Here is a 17,362-nt window from a genome sequence, read left to right on the forward strand (position 1 = left end):
GTACCATAATGAAAAAATTACAAGCACCTAAGTTTTTATATGGTCTATTCGTAATAGCTATTATTCTGCTGATGATTCCCAAATTCTCTTATAACGATCCTGATACCTTCTGGCATATTGAGCTGGGACAATATATGATCGATCATGGACAAATCCTGCATCATGCCATACATACTTTTTACGGAGATGAGCTTCCCTATGTCCCTCATGAATTTGGATTTCAGCTGCTCGTCGCTCCGCTTTATGCTGCATTTGGATGGCCAGGGGTGTATATTTTGACCGCTGTGTGTTTGTTCTTTTTAGTACTCGGTTTGCTTCGGCTAGGTAAGGTTTCCCGCAAAGAGCTGGGACTTCAACAAGACCATGTGCTGATGCTCCCTTTTGTACTGCTAATCACCTGCTGGATTTACTACAATTATTTCAAGGGTCGTCCGCAGATGATCTCCTCGTTTATGATTGTCTGGTTCTTCGTTTATTTACGGGAATACCAGATGGTAGCTCATAAGAAATACGCCGCTGCAATGGTTGCTCTTTCTATAGCTATTGCCAACTTTCATGCAGGTGTATGGCTTGTAATTGCTGTATTTACAGGGATGGCTCTGCTAGAATCCTTGATTAACAAAACGCTCAATTGGCGTAAAATCACAGTCTTTGTTCTAGTTTGGTTAGCTGGCCTTTTAAATCCCGGTGGTGCAACAAGCCTCTTATTTATTTTGACGGTTACGAAAAAGAACTTTAACCTGCTGATCAACGAATGGCAGCCTATTCAGTTCAATAGTTTGGAGAATTTACCCATTCTACTCTTGCTTCTGTTCTTTGCCTGTACGCTTCCTTTCGCACTTCAACGTAAACCATTCCGCTTCTTTCTTATGCTTGGGATTCTGTATCTTGGTGTATCGAACTTCAAGCAGAACCTATTTATGTGGCTGTTTATTCCTTATTTTGCAGCCGTATTCTTTGACGCCATTCCATACTTCCGTAAACCCGGTGTTCTAGTTCGGCAAAGCACTTTACGACTGTGGCTTACAATTGGGCTACTCCTAAATATTGCGTATATATTCACTGTACCGCCAGTTATTGATGCTAAGAATTATCCCGTTGATGAAATGAATTATATTATGCAGCATACACCTGAAGGCACTCGTCCCAAAGTGCTCGCCCGATACGGTTCATCCGGTTATGTCATGTTCCGAGGTGGAGATATACTGTGTGACGGCAGACAGGATCCCTTCGTTACGAAGGATTCACTTGGAGTGCTCGGCTGGACTGCTTTTGAGCGTTCCATGTACGGATTCTCAGAATATCTCCCTGAAATTGTAGAATATGACCATCCCGATTATGTAATTACCGGCAATGGCGTCTCACATAAGCTATTCAATGAATGGGCACAAAAATTCGGACAACCCGTTTATTCAGGAACCTATGGCAGTGTCTTCTCACTCCTCAAAGCGACGGAGTAACTTATTTTCGAATCACATATCCTAGGCCGCGCATCGTCTGTACAATACTTGGCTGTCCCACCTCATCAATTTTACTCCTAAGGTAGCTGATATACACGTCAACTACCTTAACATCCACCTCGGAATCATATCCCCATATGGTTTCTAGCAGCATCTCCCGAGTCATTACTCTGCCTCTATTCTCCAATAGCACTAATAGTATTTCGAATTCCCGTTTCGTTAAATTAACAAATATCTTCTTCTTTCTAAGCGCCCGTCCGTCAATGTCCATCTCTAAATCGCGAAATATTAGCATCCGTCCTGTGTTAAAAGTGCCTGCCCTTCTTAACAGAGATCTCATTCGTGCCAGCAGCTCTTCCATAGCAAATGGCTTTAGAATGTAATCATCCGCACCGCTATCCAGACCTCTAATTTTATCCGCGAGCCCCGCTTCCTCCGCAATGATTATGATTGGCGTTTGTTTAGTCTCACGTATTCTGCTACACAACTCCGTTCCACTTAGCCCAGGGATCATTAAATCCAGCAATATGAGGTCCCATTCCTCTTCTAGTGCTAACTGTAATCCCTTAAATCCTTCGTGAGTAACGGTAATAGAATACGATTCATGACGCAATTCCAATTCCATAACCCTAGCTAGACGCTTCTCTTCTACTATTAATAATATTTTATTCATAGGCTTCCTCTCCATGTTCGACCTATATTAAAACTTAATTTTCGAGGCTGTATTGCCAGTCTACTCGCTATCTATTAAATATTTATTAACTCCTTCTAAAGGAGAATGGTTTAAAGCGCACAAGCACAAACGCCTTCGGCGTCCCTTTAAGGACGGTAAGCTTTTAAGCGAGAAATATAAGGATGATTTATTACGTAGAACATATAAATTCTTATATTTTAAAAAAGCGATGACCCCTGGCGAAATAGCCAGTAGTCACCGCTTCTATAAACTTAAAATTAAATACTACCTCTCGTGCACAATAATCCCTTTAGAAACACGCAGTTTCGGATATTCGCCCATGATTTCCGGTATATCTTTTAGCGAAAACTGATGGCTAATCAACGACTCAATCTGAACGATCCCCTTCTCAATTAACGCAATCGATTCCTCATGTGTATATGGATTAATGAAAGAGCCCATGATGTTCAACTCTTTTGTAAAAATTTCGAATGGTGAGACTTGAATCAACGTGTCCGGGGAAGCAACTCCAAACATTAAGACTTGTCCACCCTTACGCGATGCCTTAACCGCCAGCTCCATGGAATCCGCCCGGCCTACACATTCGATCACAATATCAAATTGATGATGGAGAGCTTCCATCACACCTTCTGCTGCAGGAGATACGGCTTCATCCGCACCTAATTCGACTAATCGGTCATGCTTGAACACTTCAGGCTCACTGACAATGATCCCTTTAACACCCGCAGCCTTGACGAGCTGCAAGAACAATTGACCAATAAAACCACCGCCGATAATCAAGACTTGGTGTGTCGGACGGATATCCAGCTTCTTGTAACCATGCAGCACACAACCTAGAGGTTCAATCATTGCCCCTTCGATCCAGCTCATTTCATCAGGTAGCAAGTAACAGTTCGCTACAGGAACAACACAATACTCACCCATGCCACCGTCACGAGTCACCCCAACAGCCTGCAAGTTATCGCACAAATGCACTTTTCCATTCCGGCAAAAATAACAGTTTCCACAATAGATGTTCGGATCAACCGATACACGGTCCCCCACTTGTAAGGTCGTAACCTCATCACCCACAGCCACTATTTCGCCCGCAAGCTCATGTCCTAACACAATCGGAGCTTTCACCTCCGCAGATCCAGGGTATCCATGATAAATATGCTGATCCGTACCGCAGATCCCGCAGCATTTCACACGAAGTTTAACTTCTTTGGAGCCAATATCCGGAGCTTCCCAATCCATAAATTCAATGTGCTTAGTTCCTTTAAATACAGCCGCCTTCATCTTAGCTCATCTCCTTAATTCCTAGTTTTTGTAAACCCGCATCATTCATTGCCGTTACACGCAAGGTTTCCCAAGGCAGTGCCCCGGCATCCACATGATGCACACGAACCATCTTCTCCTCACCCGGAATCAGATCAAAGAAATTATCGTCCATGATCACCCAGGGTGCATCTAGTTCGATCATCACCATCCGCGCCACACGATCCGAGATCAAGCGGATATGTCCTTTCGCTTCATCCACAGAGATCTGAATATGGGCAGGTTGAAAATTCATGTCCTTATAGTCTCTTAAATAGAGTACGTAATCTTCTGTCGCCATCTTCTTCGAACGAAGTACAGCCACAACCTCGCGCGGGCTATGCTGTTGCAGTACCTCAGCTTCAGTTAACTTGGCAAAATTAACTTTACTATTCGCTTCAACGGTCACATCGAATGCACGCTGATATACAATTGTACCATCCATCCGATAAATCGTTAATTCCGCCTCATCCTGATAAACTTCGCGGCGATCATTGATAGCCCATAGCTGCAGCGGTCCATTCGGATCATGATCCACACATAAGAGTACTGGTGCAAAGAATTTACGCGCATAGTGGTAGCTCGCCTTTGGTAAACCATAGTAGTCGATGACAGACCAGCTCGTTCCCGGCCAGCAATCATTGAACTGCCAGAATAAAGCCCCGCTTGTATCCGGCTTATTACGGCGGTAATGCTCAATGCCATACCTCAATCCCTCTGCCTGGGTCAGCATCGAGAATTGAATATATTCATAGATATCCTTCGGAATTCCTGTATAACCTTCCATGAGCATAATGCCCTTTGGATAATGGACATCTTTATTACGGTACTTCATTTCATCGCTATCCCAATAGAACTGATTGTCCGGCATATTCTTCGCTAGGGTGTAACGATTGGAAGCGGCATGCAGCCCGAATTCACTGGCGAATTTCGTGAAATCTGACTTGAATCGTTTGAACGATATCCCTTCAACACTATAATCCTGTGTCTGCGGTTCACCAAACTGACGTGGCTCATTATTCCCATGCCAGACTTGCCAGTTATGGGTATCGCCCACCTCACGTGAATTGTGATCATTGCCGCCAAAAGGCGAGCTAGGCCAAAACGTTCGTGTGGGATCGAGTTGCTCTAGTACTGCAGGCATGAGCTCATGATAAATTTTTTCTCCATAAAAGGGATGTGTGATCTCGCCGTTAGAGGACAGTGCCTCATACAACCAATCATTCTCGTTATTCCCACACCATAGAGCAAGGCTCGTACGACTGCGAAGACGTTTTACGACCTGCTCAATTTCGCGGTGAACATTATTCATGAAATTACGATTGTAATCTGGATACAGTGCACAAGCGAACATGAAGTCCTGCCAGATTAAAATTCCTAACCGATCACATTCGTCAAAGAAAATATCCCGCTCATAAATGCCTCCACCCCAAGCACGAATCATATTCATATTGGCATCCTTGGCCATCTGAAGCAGATGTGCATAGCGGCTATCTGGCACGGTCGCAATAAAGCTATCAATAGGGATCCAATTAGCACCTTTAGCAAAAACTTTTACGCCGTTCAATACAAAAGTGAAAGCATGGCGCCCTTCTTCATCCAGCTGCATCAATTCGATCTTTCGAATCCCAAATGACTGCTCATAGGTATCTATTAGCTCCCCATCAGCAAATAACGTAACGCGTAGATGATATAAGAAAGGCGTTCCTAGATCATGGGTCCACCATAACTTTGGATCCATCACCTGCAAGGTAACTGAATGATGAAGCGTACGCGCTGTAATTGCCCCGTCAACTGCAATCCCTGAAGCTCTGTCCAAAGCGACATTCGCTTCCGCAACGCGCTCCGTCCCGTCTAATAGTTCCACACGCGCCGTATACGAACATCCGCGATCAAAGGCATGTGCGCATAAATCCACATCAACAACACCTACTTGACCCTCTATCGAAGTTGTACGGGCAAACACATGATCTAAATGTGCATGACGCCGTTTGATCAACTGTACCTCTTTCCAAATCCCTGCACAGACCAGACGTGGACCCCAGTCCCAGCCAAAATGACTCTGCGCTTTACGTGTCCAGATCCGCTTCTTGCTAAAGCCTGACCAATAATATTGGACCTTATCTCCTGCGTTCACATGAATAGGATCAAATTTTACGGCAAGCGTATTCTTCCCTTGATTTAATTCACGGGTTACATCAAATGAATGGCTAATGAACATATTATCTGTTGATCCAAGCTCCACGCCGTTGAGATATACGGTTGCATAGGTATCTAACCCTTCGAATAATAGCTCCATCTTCTCACCAGGTTTAAGATCAGAATCGTATGAAAAGACCGTACGATACCACCATACCTTTTCTTCAATCCAACGGCATTTCTGATCTTGGTGGCCAAAGAAAGGATCATCAATAATGCCTTTCTCCCGAAGCGTCGTATGGATGTCACCGGGCACTGAGGTGGTCATCCAGAAATAATCAATAAACTCTGGCGATGCAACTTCAAGATCCCGGGCTTCCCCCACATGAAAATCACGAAGTTTCCAGTTTTCAGTTAATTTAATGTTCATTTTCTTCATCCTCTCTCCCAAATTAAAACGCCAAAACCACTTCGGTTTTGACGTTTTATTGTTATACGTATATCAAGCTATCTAAAATTTCTTGTACACTAAGTTCTGCGCAAGCCATTGATGTATCCGCGACTCCGTAATACATTTTAACAACATCGCCTTCCACGAGTGCACCGCAAGAGAATACAACATCGCCGAAGAATCCGTTCTTCTCATAATCCGCTTCCGGCTCCATGATAGGAGCATTGGAGCGCGCAATCACCTTCGAGGGGTCATTTAGATCTAACAAAACTGCTCCCATGCAATAACGATGTTCCAGCGTGGCTCCATGATACAGCTCCAGCCAGCCTTTCTCGGTCTTGAATGGAACCGCACCGCCGCCAATCCGGCCGCTATCCCACATCCCCTCACGCAAACCGATCAGATGCTTATGGTTACCCCAATATAATAAGTTGTCCGATTCTGCGATCCATATTTCCGGATCTCCCGTACTTTTCGTTGTTGGACGGTGCAATGCATAATATTTGCCGTTAATTTTCTCTGGGAAAATCAATACGTCTTTATTATCCGGCCCAAAGATCATGCCGTGGTGAGTTACATTCACGAAATCTTTAGTTGATACCAGCGATTCTCCAACGCCCACAGGGGAGACTGCCGAGAAATAAATATAGTAGGTATCCCCAATTTGGGTTACCCGAGGATCTTCTACCCCGAAGGTCTCCAGTGAATTGGAAGGGTACACAAATGGCTTCTCATCCACCGTAAAATGATGTCCATCCTTACTTCGAGCGATTCGGATATAAGATAATGAAGTCAAGTACTGAAATGTAGCACTAGCGGATTTATTCTTAATCACACGCGGATCAGAGAAGTCGAAGCGCTCATCATCTGTATTCAGATCCAAAATATCCAATTCATTGGTCTCCGGATTATAAATCGGAGCTTTCACAATTTTTGGATCCTTGCTAATTGGGCGTTCTGCTACACGGAGAAACATTAATATTTCACCATTATAGCTAGCAATACCGGCATTAAATGCACCAATCACTTCAAAGTCATCGTGATACGGCTTAACGTCCGCCGGTGTAATAAGTGGATTTTGTTCATAACGATAGATTTTCATGTTGTAATAACTCCCTTAACCAAATGGATTTCATACTTATAAAATTTCAAATTGAGCAAAAGGATCAGGGATTGTTGCTCGTTGTGCTTCCGCATCGCTGATTCCTGCATATATATTAGCTGTACCGTCCTCATGACGTACGAGCCCGCCGCTGAACACAACATCCTCCAAATCAGGACGTTTGGCAACGCCTGGCAAGAACTGATTGCGTACAGCGATTAATTGAATATCCGAGTACTCACCTGTTGCCGGATCGATAGCGAATACCATCGGGTAATAGTGACGATCGCCCGAATCATCAAAAGATGCGATATGCCCAAGAACACCGAGCAGTCCGTTCTTTAGCAAGTGTGCTTCATTCGCACCGCCCCACTCTTCATCAACAAACTGTCCATCCAATAACGGTGTTTCTTCGATCAATGGAATGGATAACGCTTCTAACGATGCAATGCGGGTAAAGCCGATTTTACCGCGTCCTCCTTTATCTCCTTGAGGGCGGGTCAGTACTCCGATGCTATCTTTCAGATCCACTAGGCGCAGATCTTTCATGCCATCCGGTCCTTTAAAGAAGGGTTCTAAGCTCGCGATGTTCTTCCCGCGGTAGAATACTGTACGCCACATTAAGGCATCAGCCTTTACCGGATGCGGATAAATTTGAACGCCTCCAACTATCAATTCGCCATTAATTTTCGTGAAAAAAGGATCTTGAAGTTCAAGGGTAGGCGCTCCTTCACGGGGTACCCATTGTCCATCACGTTCGACAAAAAAAACGACATCGGAATGCTCGCTGTCACGGGATTCAACCCGACCCGCAATCACCCACTCACCCTCATCTTGGAATGGAGCTGTAATATTGTAGACATCTTTATGATCTACACCTGTGAATGTTAATTTCTGTATATTGGTTACGGATACGTCTTTCATCGCGTATTCCATGAGCAGTTGTTCACATGTCTTCACAGCATTCTTGAGCAGTTTCATAATAATAAAATTCCTCTCTAGTCAAATAATAGCGGCGCACGCATCCATATTGCGGCTTCATTCGGCAACAGAGTTACCAAGTCTGTACCGCTCACTATGTCTCGGCGGCTTGATAATATATTAGTTGCTTGCCCATCCAGCAGCTCACTAGGATCAATCTGTATGCTCTGATTATCGTAATTCAAGGCTACGAGCGCTCTGGTATTGGTTTCTTTCAATGTTCTTACATATAAAATAAGATTGCCTCTGCGTTCCAGCACGTCATAATCCCCGAATTGAAATACATCCTGTGTATTGCGCAAGTGGAGAAGCTTTTTATAATAATGTAATAATGAATTCGGTTGATTGCATTCGGACTCCACGTTTAATTGCTGATAATTTGGGCCCATGCCAATCCATGGTGTTCCTGACGTAAACCCGCCATGTGGACTTGCGTTCCATTGCATTGGTGAGCGAGACGCATCTCTTCCCTTTGCATTCGCAATTTTCAGGGCTTCCGCCCGGGTTATCCCCCGCTGTAGTGCGATTTCATATGCCTTCAATCCTTGGATGTCCCGCATATCTTCCAGCTTATGGGCTACGAAATTCCGCATCCCAATCTCCTCACCGAAATATAGGAAAGGTACCCCTTTTGCGGTCAAGGCCAGCGTTGCCATAAGGCGGGCCCGTTCTTCCTCAATCTCCGCGTCCCCTTCGCCAAAACGCGAAATCACGCGATCCATATCATGACTGCCGAAGAATAACGTTGGAATCTGATCCTCACGGTGTACCTGCTCCATCATCTTAAGCTCGGCGAACAAATTCTCTGGACTAAATTCCTTCTGGCTTCCCAGATTAAAGTTAAAGACCACATCAAACTTACCCGTTCCGCTGTAACGCTTCAGCATATCCATATCTTCAGAGCCGACTTCACCTACCATGAACATTCCGCTATGCGCATGAACAAACCTGCTAATCTCCTCGATGGCATCCATAATTCCATCTTGATTCTGATCATGTACATGCTTCTGCTCACCCGTTACTTCATCCATCGGGTTATCCGGGAATTGATCGGACACCGATAAGAAGTTGATAACATCTAACCGGAAGCCACTTACGCCTTTGCCCAGCCAATAAGCCATAACATCCTTCATCGCTTCTTTAACTTCGGGATTCGCCCAGTTCAAATCGACCTGTTCTTTCGCAAACCCATGATAGTAATACTGTTCTGTTGCAGCATCCCATTCCCACGCGGTTCCACCAAAAAACGATTCCCAGTTATTAGGTACGCCGCCGTTCACCGCGTCCTTCCAAATGTACCAATCCCGCTTCGGGTTCGTCCTTGAGGATCGGGATTCCTTGAACCATGCATGCTCTGAAGACGTATGATTCAGGACAAGATCGGCAATCACTCTGATCCCTCGAGCCCTCGCTTCCTGAATAAACCGTTCAAAATCTTCCATCGTTCCAAAGTCTGGATCAATCTGACAATAATCTGCAATGTCATACCCGTTATCTACTTTTGGAGACTTATAGAACGGCGTTAGCCAAATCCCTCCGATGCCAAGTTCCCGCAAATAATCCAGCTTGGAAGTAAGACCGCCGAAATCACCAATCCCATCCCCGTTACTATCACAGAAGCTTGGCATATACACTTCATAGAAAACCGTCCCTTTCCACCACGGCTGTTCCAACCGATAACCCCTCCTGTGCAGACCTATTTCAAGTTAAATTGCATGCCTTCCTGGAACTTCTTGCCGAAAATAATGAACAAAATAATGATTGGCAAGGTAAGCATCACTGCACCGGCATACATCGGACCCGGATACGATTGATACGGACCGAACATCTGAGATAATAAAACGTTCAATGTTAACATGCCGTCACTTCGGACGACGATCATATCCCATAGGAGCTCTGTCCAGCGTTCCATTAGCAGGAATAGGAATACAACGGTCGTAATGGACTTCGACATCGGCATCATAATCTTATACAGGATTTTGAAATCGGAGGCCCCATCCAGCTTGGCGGCTTCTATGAAAGCGTCGGGTACCGCCTTAAAGAAGTTGGTGTACATGAAGATCCCCCATAAACTCATCGCCTTGGGAATAATGAGCGCCCAATACGTATCGAACAGTCCTACTTTTTGAATAATCAAAAAGTTAGGGATGATCAGAATGATTGCCGGAAAGAACATATGAAACAACACAAAGTTGTTGATAGAGTCTCTTCCGCGGAATTTCAGCTTCGCCAACGCATAAGCGACCATAATCGCGAACATCATCATTAAGGCTGTAGATACCAGGGAAACGAACACACTGTTAAAGAAGGCATGAATCCATGGTCTTGTAATCCCGGTCTCACCACCTGTAAAGAGCCATTGATACGAGCGCAGCGTAAATTGCGTCGGTATCAGCTTCCGGTCTACCTGTGACCAATCTGCAAGTGAGTTCAATACCATATATAAATAGGGGAATACCATAATCACGAGCAGTACGATCGCAATCAGATAGCGGATCGACAGCCGGAGCTTGATGTTTGAATTAGACCCAACCATTGCGCTTACCCCACATTTCCAGAATTTTTCGGATTACGAATATAGATATAAATGTCGCAACCGCAGCCATAATCGCGATAGCTGATGCGTAACCTGCCTGCAGGTTCTTAAATGCTTGACTGTATATTTCCATTTGCCATGTATTCGTTGCATAGTTCGGTCCGCCGCCTGTTAATTGGTAGACCTCAGTAAAGATACCGAATGTTGCACCAAAGGATAAAATTAAGGTTGTATAAATCGCAGGGTAAAGCAAAGGCAACGTAATTCTCCAGAACCTTTGGCTGTCCTTCACGCCATCAATTGCCGCTGCTTCATATACTTCCTGATCAATGCTCTCTAAACCTGAAGTAAGAATTAACGCATAGTAACCTGTAAATTTCCAAGCCATAATCATCGCAACGACGAACAATGCCGAGAAAGATCCGCCGAGCCAGTCAATATCAAGACCTAACCGATCCCTTAGAAACGTCTGAACAGGACTTGTATGTGACAAAAAACCTTTAACAATAAGGGATGCAACAACCCCTGAGGATAGGTAAGGCAAGAAGAATCCAATAAGAAATACGGTTTTTAATTTAGGTAAGCCTTTTACAATTACCGCTACAAAAAGCGACATGGCTGTGACAATCGGTACAAATACGATCATAAATTTGTACGTTACCCAAAATGCCGATCTTACCCCTGGTGTGCCTAATGCTTTGGTAAAATTCTTGAATCCTACAAAATCATAAGTCGGTGAAATCAAGTCCCAGTTAGTAAAAGACAAATATAGAGACCAAATAAGCGGGCCCAAGAAAAACACAGTCGAAAAAATAAGGTAAGGGCTGGCAAAAAGCCAGCCTAACCGATTATTATTTTTTTCAATCATTATTGAAGTTCCCCTTCAATCGCCTTCTTCATATTGTCCCAACCCGTTTTTGGATCAATCTCACCACGAACGATTTTGTTAAAGGCCTCTTGACCAATAAAGGTTTGCAATTCGTTGAATTTCGGATTGTCCATGGATGGAACAGCATTCGGGATTGCTTTTGCATACTCTTGCAATACAGGCGTTTTTTCAAATACTGGTTTAAACACTTCATTTGTACCTACATCATCACGTGCTGGAGGCAAGTTTGTTTCTTGGAAAAAGGCAACATCGTTTTTGTCATCCGAATATACCCACTTGATGAATTCTATTGCAGCAGCTTGTTGCTCTGGACTTGCCGATGCATAGATAACAATTCCTTTAGCATCCGCAAATGTTTTTGCATTCGCTGGATCCATACCGTCAGGAACAGGAGGCAATGTTACTTCAAAGTTCTCCTTGTACTGTAGCTCTGGATATTTCTCAGCCCATGTGCTGAATGTCCAAGGTCCTACATCCGTAAATACGCCCACTCCATTTTCAAAAGGTTCTGTTACATTCTGAGACAACAGCCCTTTCTCCTTACGAAGATTGTCCACGAAAGTAAGAACGTCTACACCAGCTTTTTCATCGCCAACAAATTGGCTGCCTTCAATGAATTTGTTGCCATCTGAAGCTGCATTGTACAGCATAAAGAAGTCGAACCATCTTTTCCAAGAGGTAGGGTCTGCTAAGTCAGGTTTCGCCCAAAGATATTTATCCGGGTATTTTGCTTTTAATTTTTTCGTTGCCTCAATCACTTCACTGTATGTTCTTGGAACTTCGTTCACACCAGCTTCTCTCAAAATATCCGTTCTCCATCCGAACAACATTGCATTGGAGTAGATTGGAAGAACATATTGATGGCCATCGGCAAATTCCCAAGGCTCAATCGTTTTGGTCATATTACGTTTTGTCACAATATCATTGAAGCCAGCAATCGTATCCAATGGAACTAACGCTTTACTGTTTGCAAGTTGTGCTGCAAAACCACGGCTAATGTTCTCAGTCATCGTCGGAGCGCTTCCACCCGCGATTGCGGCTTGAATACTTGCCTCAGAAGTAGGGGACTCCTTGATCGCACTTACGTTAATTTTCACCTTAGGGTTAACAGTCTCATATTCTTTGGCGATTTTCTGCCAATATGCTTGTTGAGTCGGGTTAGGTGCAGCCCAGAACTCAATAGTTGTTACTCCATCTGCTGAAGTGCCTGAATTACTGCTCTTTGATCCACAACCGGCAATAATCGTGAATACAAGCGTAAGTGCAAGCATTACTGAAAGCTTCTTCTTCATAAAATAAACCCTCCCTGAGTATCGATGCACATCAGTGCAGCATTTTGTAATTCCTAGATATAATTTTGTAACGTTACAAAATTATATAAATATATACCTGTAAGCGGCTTTGTAAGCGTTACAATTGCTATTATTATAGTTTTTAGCGAAAATGTCAACCTGTTATTCGAGTATTAATGAAAAAGACACAATTAATCACATTACAAATTAACTTTACTTAAATGCTTTGTAATGTTAAAATAATTTATAGTTGTAATGTAGTTTTACAGCATAATCTTTAGTATTATGAGAGACAGTATGGAAGAATATTCATTACACTTCTAATTAGAAAGGACGTATCTTCGCATGAAGGTGAAGGTAACAATGCAAGATATCGCCGATCGATTGAATATATCGAAGAACTCTGTTTCTCAGGCTCTGTCCGGTAAAGACGGTGTGAGTGAGGAAACGAGACAGTTAATTATCGATACTGCGAATGAAATGGGTTACACCTATTCGCGAGGGCGCAAAAGCACAGAAGAAGAAGCTGGAACCTTTGTCATTTTGGCATCAGAATTTGCATTTTCCAAACGTAACTTTTTTGGAGAAATTTATTTGAGTATTGAGAAGGAAGCAGCGAAGCGAAATAAGCGTATGGTTATTCAATCTATTGATCATCACGCTTCCGAACAATTGATTCTGCCTCCTATATTATTTGATCCTTCCGTAGAAGGAATCTTGATTCTGTCCCATATTACGACCCCATATATTCAAGCAGTGACGGGCACAGGGATTCCCACCGTATTAATTGATCACCATCACCCTGATCTTAAGGCCGATAGTATTCTCACCAATAATCGTTATGCCGCTTATACAGCGGTGCAGTATTTAATTGAATTGGGACATACCCGTATTGGCTTTATCGGCAATATTCAATTCTCACCAAGCTATTACGAGCGTTTAGAAGGTTATCGCCTGGCTCTATACCAATCTGCCATTGAATACAACCCAAAATGGGTGTTCGATCGTGCCATTGAAGAAATGGATGATGTGTTCAACGCTGTACAAAAGTTGGATAAGCAGCCTACGGCTTGGTTCTGTGTCAATGACGGCTTTGGGTTCTTGATCAATTCCGTGATGTACAAGCTTGGGTATCAGATCCCCCAAGATGTATCTATTGTGAGCTTTGATAATGGACAGTTATCGCGGATAACAACTCCTTTGACTACAACGATGGATGTAGATTTGTCTTACTTTGGACGAAAAGCTATAGAACAACTCTTCTGGCGCATTGATCATCCCGAGGAGCCTTTTATAGAAGTTCTCCTTCCTACCCATCTGATCATTCGGGAATCCACACAACATCCAAATACATAATCAGTTCATATAGACAGGAATGTTGTATGGAGAATAAATACACGCGCATCACAAAAAGGGAGGGTCCCACGAGCCATGAAATGGCTGTGGAACTCTCCCTTTACTTTCAGATTAGGATGTATGTTGACGCTCGTTGTGGTCACTACGTGAATGGACCGTTGTTCCATTCACCCTACTACCAATATCCTCGGATTCCGGTCTGCATGCGGATCAGCGCTTCCAAATAATAATAGTCTCCCCAAATCATATGGCCATCAGGCACACGTCCACCTCTGACATGATAGGAACCATGCTTTAGAAGCCCCTCCGCCTCCGGATTTCCGGATGTCGCATAATGTTCCGCTAAGGATTTCATGCTGCGGAGTAAGGCTGCTTCATAAATAGCACGATCCGGGTCATCTGCGTCCAGAAGATCCAGCAGCTCCAAAAGACCGGAAGCCGCAATGGCTGAAGCCGAGCTGTCGCGAGGGGTACTCGCTTCCACCGGCACATCAAAATCCCAATACGCCACATTATCCTCTGGAAGATGGCTGATAAAGTAATGAGCCAGACTTTTAGAAGTATTAAGAAAGTCTTCCTCTCGTGTATAACGATAAGCCAGGGCAAATCCGTATATTCCCCACGCTTGACCACGTGTCCAGGTCGATCCATCCTCATAGCCTTGATGTGTTCCTCCACGAATTGCACTTCCTGTAGCTGGATCAAAGTAAAAAGTATGATAAGAGGAAGCATCCCCACGCACAAGAAATTTCCGGCTCTTTAACGCATGTTCGAGTGCTATATCATAATAGCGATTGTCCCCCGTTTCCTCCGCAGCCCAGAACAGCAGAGGCAAATTCATCAAACAGTCAATAATGATACGTCCCGCATTCTCGGGGTCACTCTCTAAACCCCAGGCCTGGAGGATTCCAGCGTTTTCACGCCAGCGCTTGCATAGTGTATCCGCAGCCTGTAGACCGACAGCTCGGGCTTCTTCGCTGCCTGTTATTTTCCACTCTGCTACTGCAGTCAGTGAGTACAAAAAGCCAATATCATGATGGTCCAGGGCGATGTGATGATCCAGACGATGCTTAAAGTCTCCTAACCAAGAAGCTGCCGCCTCCTTATAGAATGAATCTTTGCTATATTCATAAGCAAGCCACATCATGCCAACATAGAACCCCTCTATCCAATCATCATTGTCTCCCCATTCGTATTGTTGCCCCTCAGCGATATGAGGCAGTTTGCCCGGATGGCCCGCGATATTACTCTCGATCTTGCGAATAGCATCCTCAATTGCCGTTGTCCACATCTTTGTCTCTCCTTTCCGATAAATCAACCGTATGAAGTACTGCTTGGTTACGAGGATCGTAGATAACAATCCTTCCTTCCGACTGCCGCTGAATAATCGGCGGTGATGACAGACTCTCCTGGTTCTCTGGGATATTCGTAGCTCCGAAGACTGCAGATATTAATACATGATCTCCCGGCTCCAATCTGGAGATCAAGCTCGGAAGAAACGTCCGAGGCTTCAGCAGATTAGTATTCGGTTCGGGTAGCACGCATTCTCCCCGGTCAAAACCGCTTAGCATATGTATGGCACTGATTCCCCAAGGCAATTGCACCGAGACAGCAGTGTTAGATACATGAATGGTTTCCCGATCACTGCGTGAGAAGCCAGCAGACTGGCCAATGGCAAATCCACCCTCCGCTACGTCTAGACACCGGGCGCTGTGAATGCTGTGAATGCGGACATGCCACAGACCCGCTGGAATAATCCATGTCTTCACATGTACATCGCTCCAGGGATGCCAGCGTGAATATACATAATTCTCTCCAATTTCCCACATCTCGCAGAATCTGCGTACCCGGTAATGTTCATCGCATTCACACAATGCTAATGTAGAGTCGTAAGCGCCTTGAACTAAGCCATAACCCGCCTTCGGCACACTGAATCCGAACAGCGTGGAGTAAGCAAACTTGGAATATTTAGCTGCGCTATGGGCCATATCAAAGTTAGCCATCTGACCAGAGGTATAGGCAATAACATGCTTATTTCCTTCTGGACGACTCACCAGCATACGCGCCTCTTGAAGCGGCAGTTGATCTTTCAATACAGGCAGTGGTTCTTCTTCCGCTTGCCAAAAAGGATGATCGTCCGGCAAGGCAAGAATAAGCATAGCTTTAAAGGCCCAATACGGTGATCCAGGGGCATTGTAGTTCTCCGTCATTACCAGATTCGGGTACGCATATCCGATACTTAGTAATCCGTCTATTCCCATAATAGGCTTCTCAAACCACCAACGAAAATGACGCATTATAATTCCTTTGAGAACGCCATATGAAAAAGGAAGGACCTCGGCATACACCAGCGCACTCCAGAAAGAGACCTGCGCAAAACGATAGGTCAGACTACGTCCGAAAGGAATCGCACTTCCGTCCTCAGCAAACCAATACATAAAATCTTTGGCAAATTGTGCGGATCTTTCCCGGTAAACTGCAGCCCTCTGAGGATCATCATCCGCCATCAATTTAGCATATATCAGCGTATAATAATGCATAGCAAAAGCAATATAATAGTCTCTCTGATCGGTCAGCCCATCGGAATACCAGCCATCACTCAAGTAGTAGGTATCTATCTTCTCCAAATAATGATTCATTATCTCTTGATCGTAGGGCAATCCGACTTTCTTAAAGCCCACATTCACAAGAACCGTGAACATCAGCCAGTTATTCGGGTTCGAACGATCCACATGATTGATCTGGTTCAACCAGTTATATACCTGCATTTTCTGAACATCACTCAGCGGCTCCCACAGCTTATGCGGCGCAAGAGCAAGCCCCAGTCCCAGCACAGCCTGTTCCACCATACGCTGGTCTTTGGTTGAGAATTCACCCCAGTATTCTTCATGTTCAGGGTCAGTCCCATTGACGATCCCCTCGAGGAACTTCGGCCAAAGCGCACTCTCCCCTCCCCCGCTGGCATGGGGAACAAGCCCCCATAACGGACGAGCGAAGGCTTCCATAAGCGCGGTAGCTTCATTGTATATTGATCCTGTAGCTCCCATATCGATTCCTGCACATCCAGAAGTAAATCGACTCTCCAGCGGAGCATATAGGTCATTTAAGAACATTTGTAATTCATTTTTAGTACCCTTCAGTTCCACAGTAATGGTTCCTCCAATCC

At 44.4% G+C, this 17,362-nt stretch carries 13 protein-coding genes; 2 read left to right on the forward strand and 11 right to left on the reverse strand.

Features of this window, described 5'->3' with window-relative positions:
- The first annotated feature begins 8 nt into the window (after positions 1–8).
- A complete protein-coding gene (locus H70737_RS21935; RefSeq protein ID WP_042190689.1) occupies positions 9–1,460 on the forward strand; it encodes a hypothetical protein in 1,452 nt (483 codons plus the stop codon).
- Position 1,461: 1 nt separating this feature from the next.
- Here the strand turns inward: H70737_RS21935 and H70737_RS21940 are convergent, their stop codons facing one another.
- From H70737_RS21940 to H70737_RS21980, 9 genes are all read right to left on the reverse strand, one after another.
- Positions 1,462–2,133, reverse strand: a complete 672-nt coding sequence (locus H70737_RS21940; RefSeq protein ID WP_042190691.1) for a response regulator transcription factor — start codon at positions 2,131–2,133, stop codon at positions 1,462–1,464.
- Between the two features lie 285 nt (positions 2,134–2,418).
- Complete coding sequence (locus H70737_RS21945) at positions 2,419–3,432, reverse strand: zinc-dependent alcohol dehydrogenase family protein (protein ID WP_042190693.1); 1,014 nt, start codon at positions 3,430–3,432, stop codon at positions 2,419–2,421.
- Between the two features lies 1 nt (position 3,433).
- The gene (locus tag H70737_RS21950; protein WP_042194324.1) at positions 3,434–6,013 is read right to left on the reverse strand and encodes a beta-mannosidase; all 2,580 of its coding nucleotides are present in this window, start codon (positions 6,011–6,013) and stop codon (positions 3,434–3,436) included.
- Positions 6,014–6,080: 67 nt separating this feature from the next.
- Positions 6,081–7,142 carry a BtaManbiosPhlase gene (locus H70737_RS21955; protein WP_042190695.1) on the reverse strand — a complete coding sequence of 354 codons (1,062 nt, stop codon included), beginning with the start codon at positions 7,140–7,142 and terminating at the stop codon, positions 6,081–6,083.
- A gap of 36 nt (positions 7,143–7,178) precedes the next feature.
- Positions 7,179–8,123: an MTP-1 family protein gene (locus H70737_RS21960; RefSeq protein WP_042190696.1), complete on the reverse strand. Its 945-nt coding sequence runs from the start codon at positions 8,121–8,123 to the stop codon at positions 7,179–7,181.
- Positions 8,124–8,140: 17 nt separating this feature from the next.
- Positions 8,141–9,796, reverse strand: coding sequence for an alpha-glucosidase (locus H70737_RS21965; RefSeq protein ID WP_042190698.1), 1,656 nt, complete (start codon positions 9,794–9,796; stop codon positions 8,141–8,143).
- A 23-nt stretch (positions 9,797–9,819) separates the two neighbouring features.
- Complete coding sequence (locus tag H70737_RS21970; RefSeq protein ID WP_042190700.1) at positions 9,820–10,659, reverse strand: carbohydrate ABC transporter permease; 840 nt, start codon at positions 10,657–10,659, stop codon at positions 9,820–9,822.
- Positions 10,646–11,524: a carbohydrate ABC transporter permease gene (locus tag H70737_RS21975; RefSeq protein WP_179085781.1), complete on the reverse strand. Its 879-nt coding sequence runs from the start codon at positions 11,522–11,524 to the stop codon at positions 10,646–10,648. Before H70737_RS21975 ends, H70737_RS21970 begins: the two co-directional genes overlap by 14 nt.
- A gap of 2 nt (positions 11,525–11,526) precedes the next feature.
- Positions 11,527–12,840: an ABC transporter substrate-binding protein gene (locus H70737_RS21980; RefSeq protein WP_042190704.1), complete on the reverse strand. Its 1,314-nt coding sequence runs from the start codon at positions 12,838–12,840 to the stop codon at positions 11,527–11,529.
- Positions 12,841–13,185: 345 nt separating this feature from the next.
- Between H70737_RS21980 and H70737_RS21985 the strand changes: the two genes are divergently transcribed.
- A complete protein-coding gene (locus tag H70737_RS21985; protein ID WP_042190706.1) occupies positions 13,186–14,196 on the forward strand; it encodes a LacI family DNA-binding transcriptional regulator in 1,011 nt (336 codons plus the stop codon).
- 175 nt (positions 14,197–14,371) lie between these two features.
- On the opposite strand, the gene H70737_RS21990 is transcribed toward H70737_RS21985, so the two are convergent.
- Both H70737_RS21990 and H70737_RS21995 read right to left on the reverse strand, forming a co-directional pair.
- Complete coding sequence (locus H70737_RS21990; RefSeq protein WP_042190708.1) at positions 14,372–15,487, reverse strand: glycoside hydrolase family 88 protein; 1,116 nt, start codon at positions 15,485–15,487, stop codon at positions 14,372–14,374.
- Complete coding sequence (locus tag H70737_RS21995; protein WP_231573330.1) at positions 15,468–17,342, reverse strand: DUF2264 domain-containing protein; 1,875 nt, start codon at positions 17,340–17,342, stop codon at positions 15,468–15,470. Before H70737_RS21995 ends, H70737_RS21990 begins: the two co-directional genes overlap by 20 nt.
- Between the last annotated feature and the right edge of the window lie 20 nt (positions 17,343–17,362).

Source organism: Paenibacillus sp. FSL H7-0737 (assembly GCF_000758545.1).
GTDB lineage: Bacteria > Bacillota > Bacilli > Paenibacillales > Paenibacillaceae > Paenibacillus_AQ.

Excerpts from the sequence above, each read along its gene's own strand:
- H70737_RS21935 (WP_042190689.1), top strand. The coding sequence starts at position 9 with ATGAAAAAATTACAAGCACCTAAGTTTTTATATGGTCTATTCGTAATA.
- H70737_RS21940 (WP_042190691.1), bottom strand. The coding sequence starts at position 2,133 with ATGAATAAAATATTATTAATAGTAGAAGAGAAGCGTCTAGCTAGGGTT.
- H70737_RS21945 (WP_042190693.1), bottom strand. The coding sequence starts at position 3,432 with ATGAAGGCGGCTGTATTTAAAGGAACTAAGCACATTGAATTTATGGAT.
- H70737_RS21955 (WP_042190695.1), bottom strand. The coding sequence starts at position 7,142 with ATGAAAATCTATCGTTATGAACAAAATCCACTTATTACACCGGCGGAC.
- H70737_RS21960 (WP_042190696.1), bottom strand. The coding sequence starts at position 8,123 with ATGAAACTGCTCAAGAATGCTGTGAAGACATGTGAACAACTGCTCATG.
- H70737_RS21970 (WP_042190700.1), bottom strand. The coding sequence starts at position 10,659 with ATGGTTGGGTCTAATTCAAACATCAAGCTCCGGCTGTCGATCCGCTAT.
- H70737_RS21980 (WP_042190704.1), bottom strand. The coding sequence starts at position 12,840 with ATGAAGAAGAAGCTTTCAGTAATGCTTGCACTTACGCTTGTATTCACG.
- H70737_RS21985 (WP_042190706.1), top strand. The coding sequence starts at position 13,186 with ATGAAGGTGAAGGTAACAATGCAAGATATCGCCGATCGATTGAATATA.
- H70737_RS21990 (WP_042190708.1), bottom strand. The coding sequence starts at position 15,487 with ATGTGGACAACGGCAATTGAGGATGCTATTCGCAAGATCGAGAGTAAT.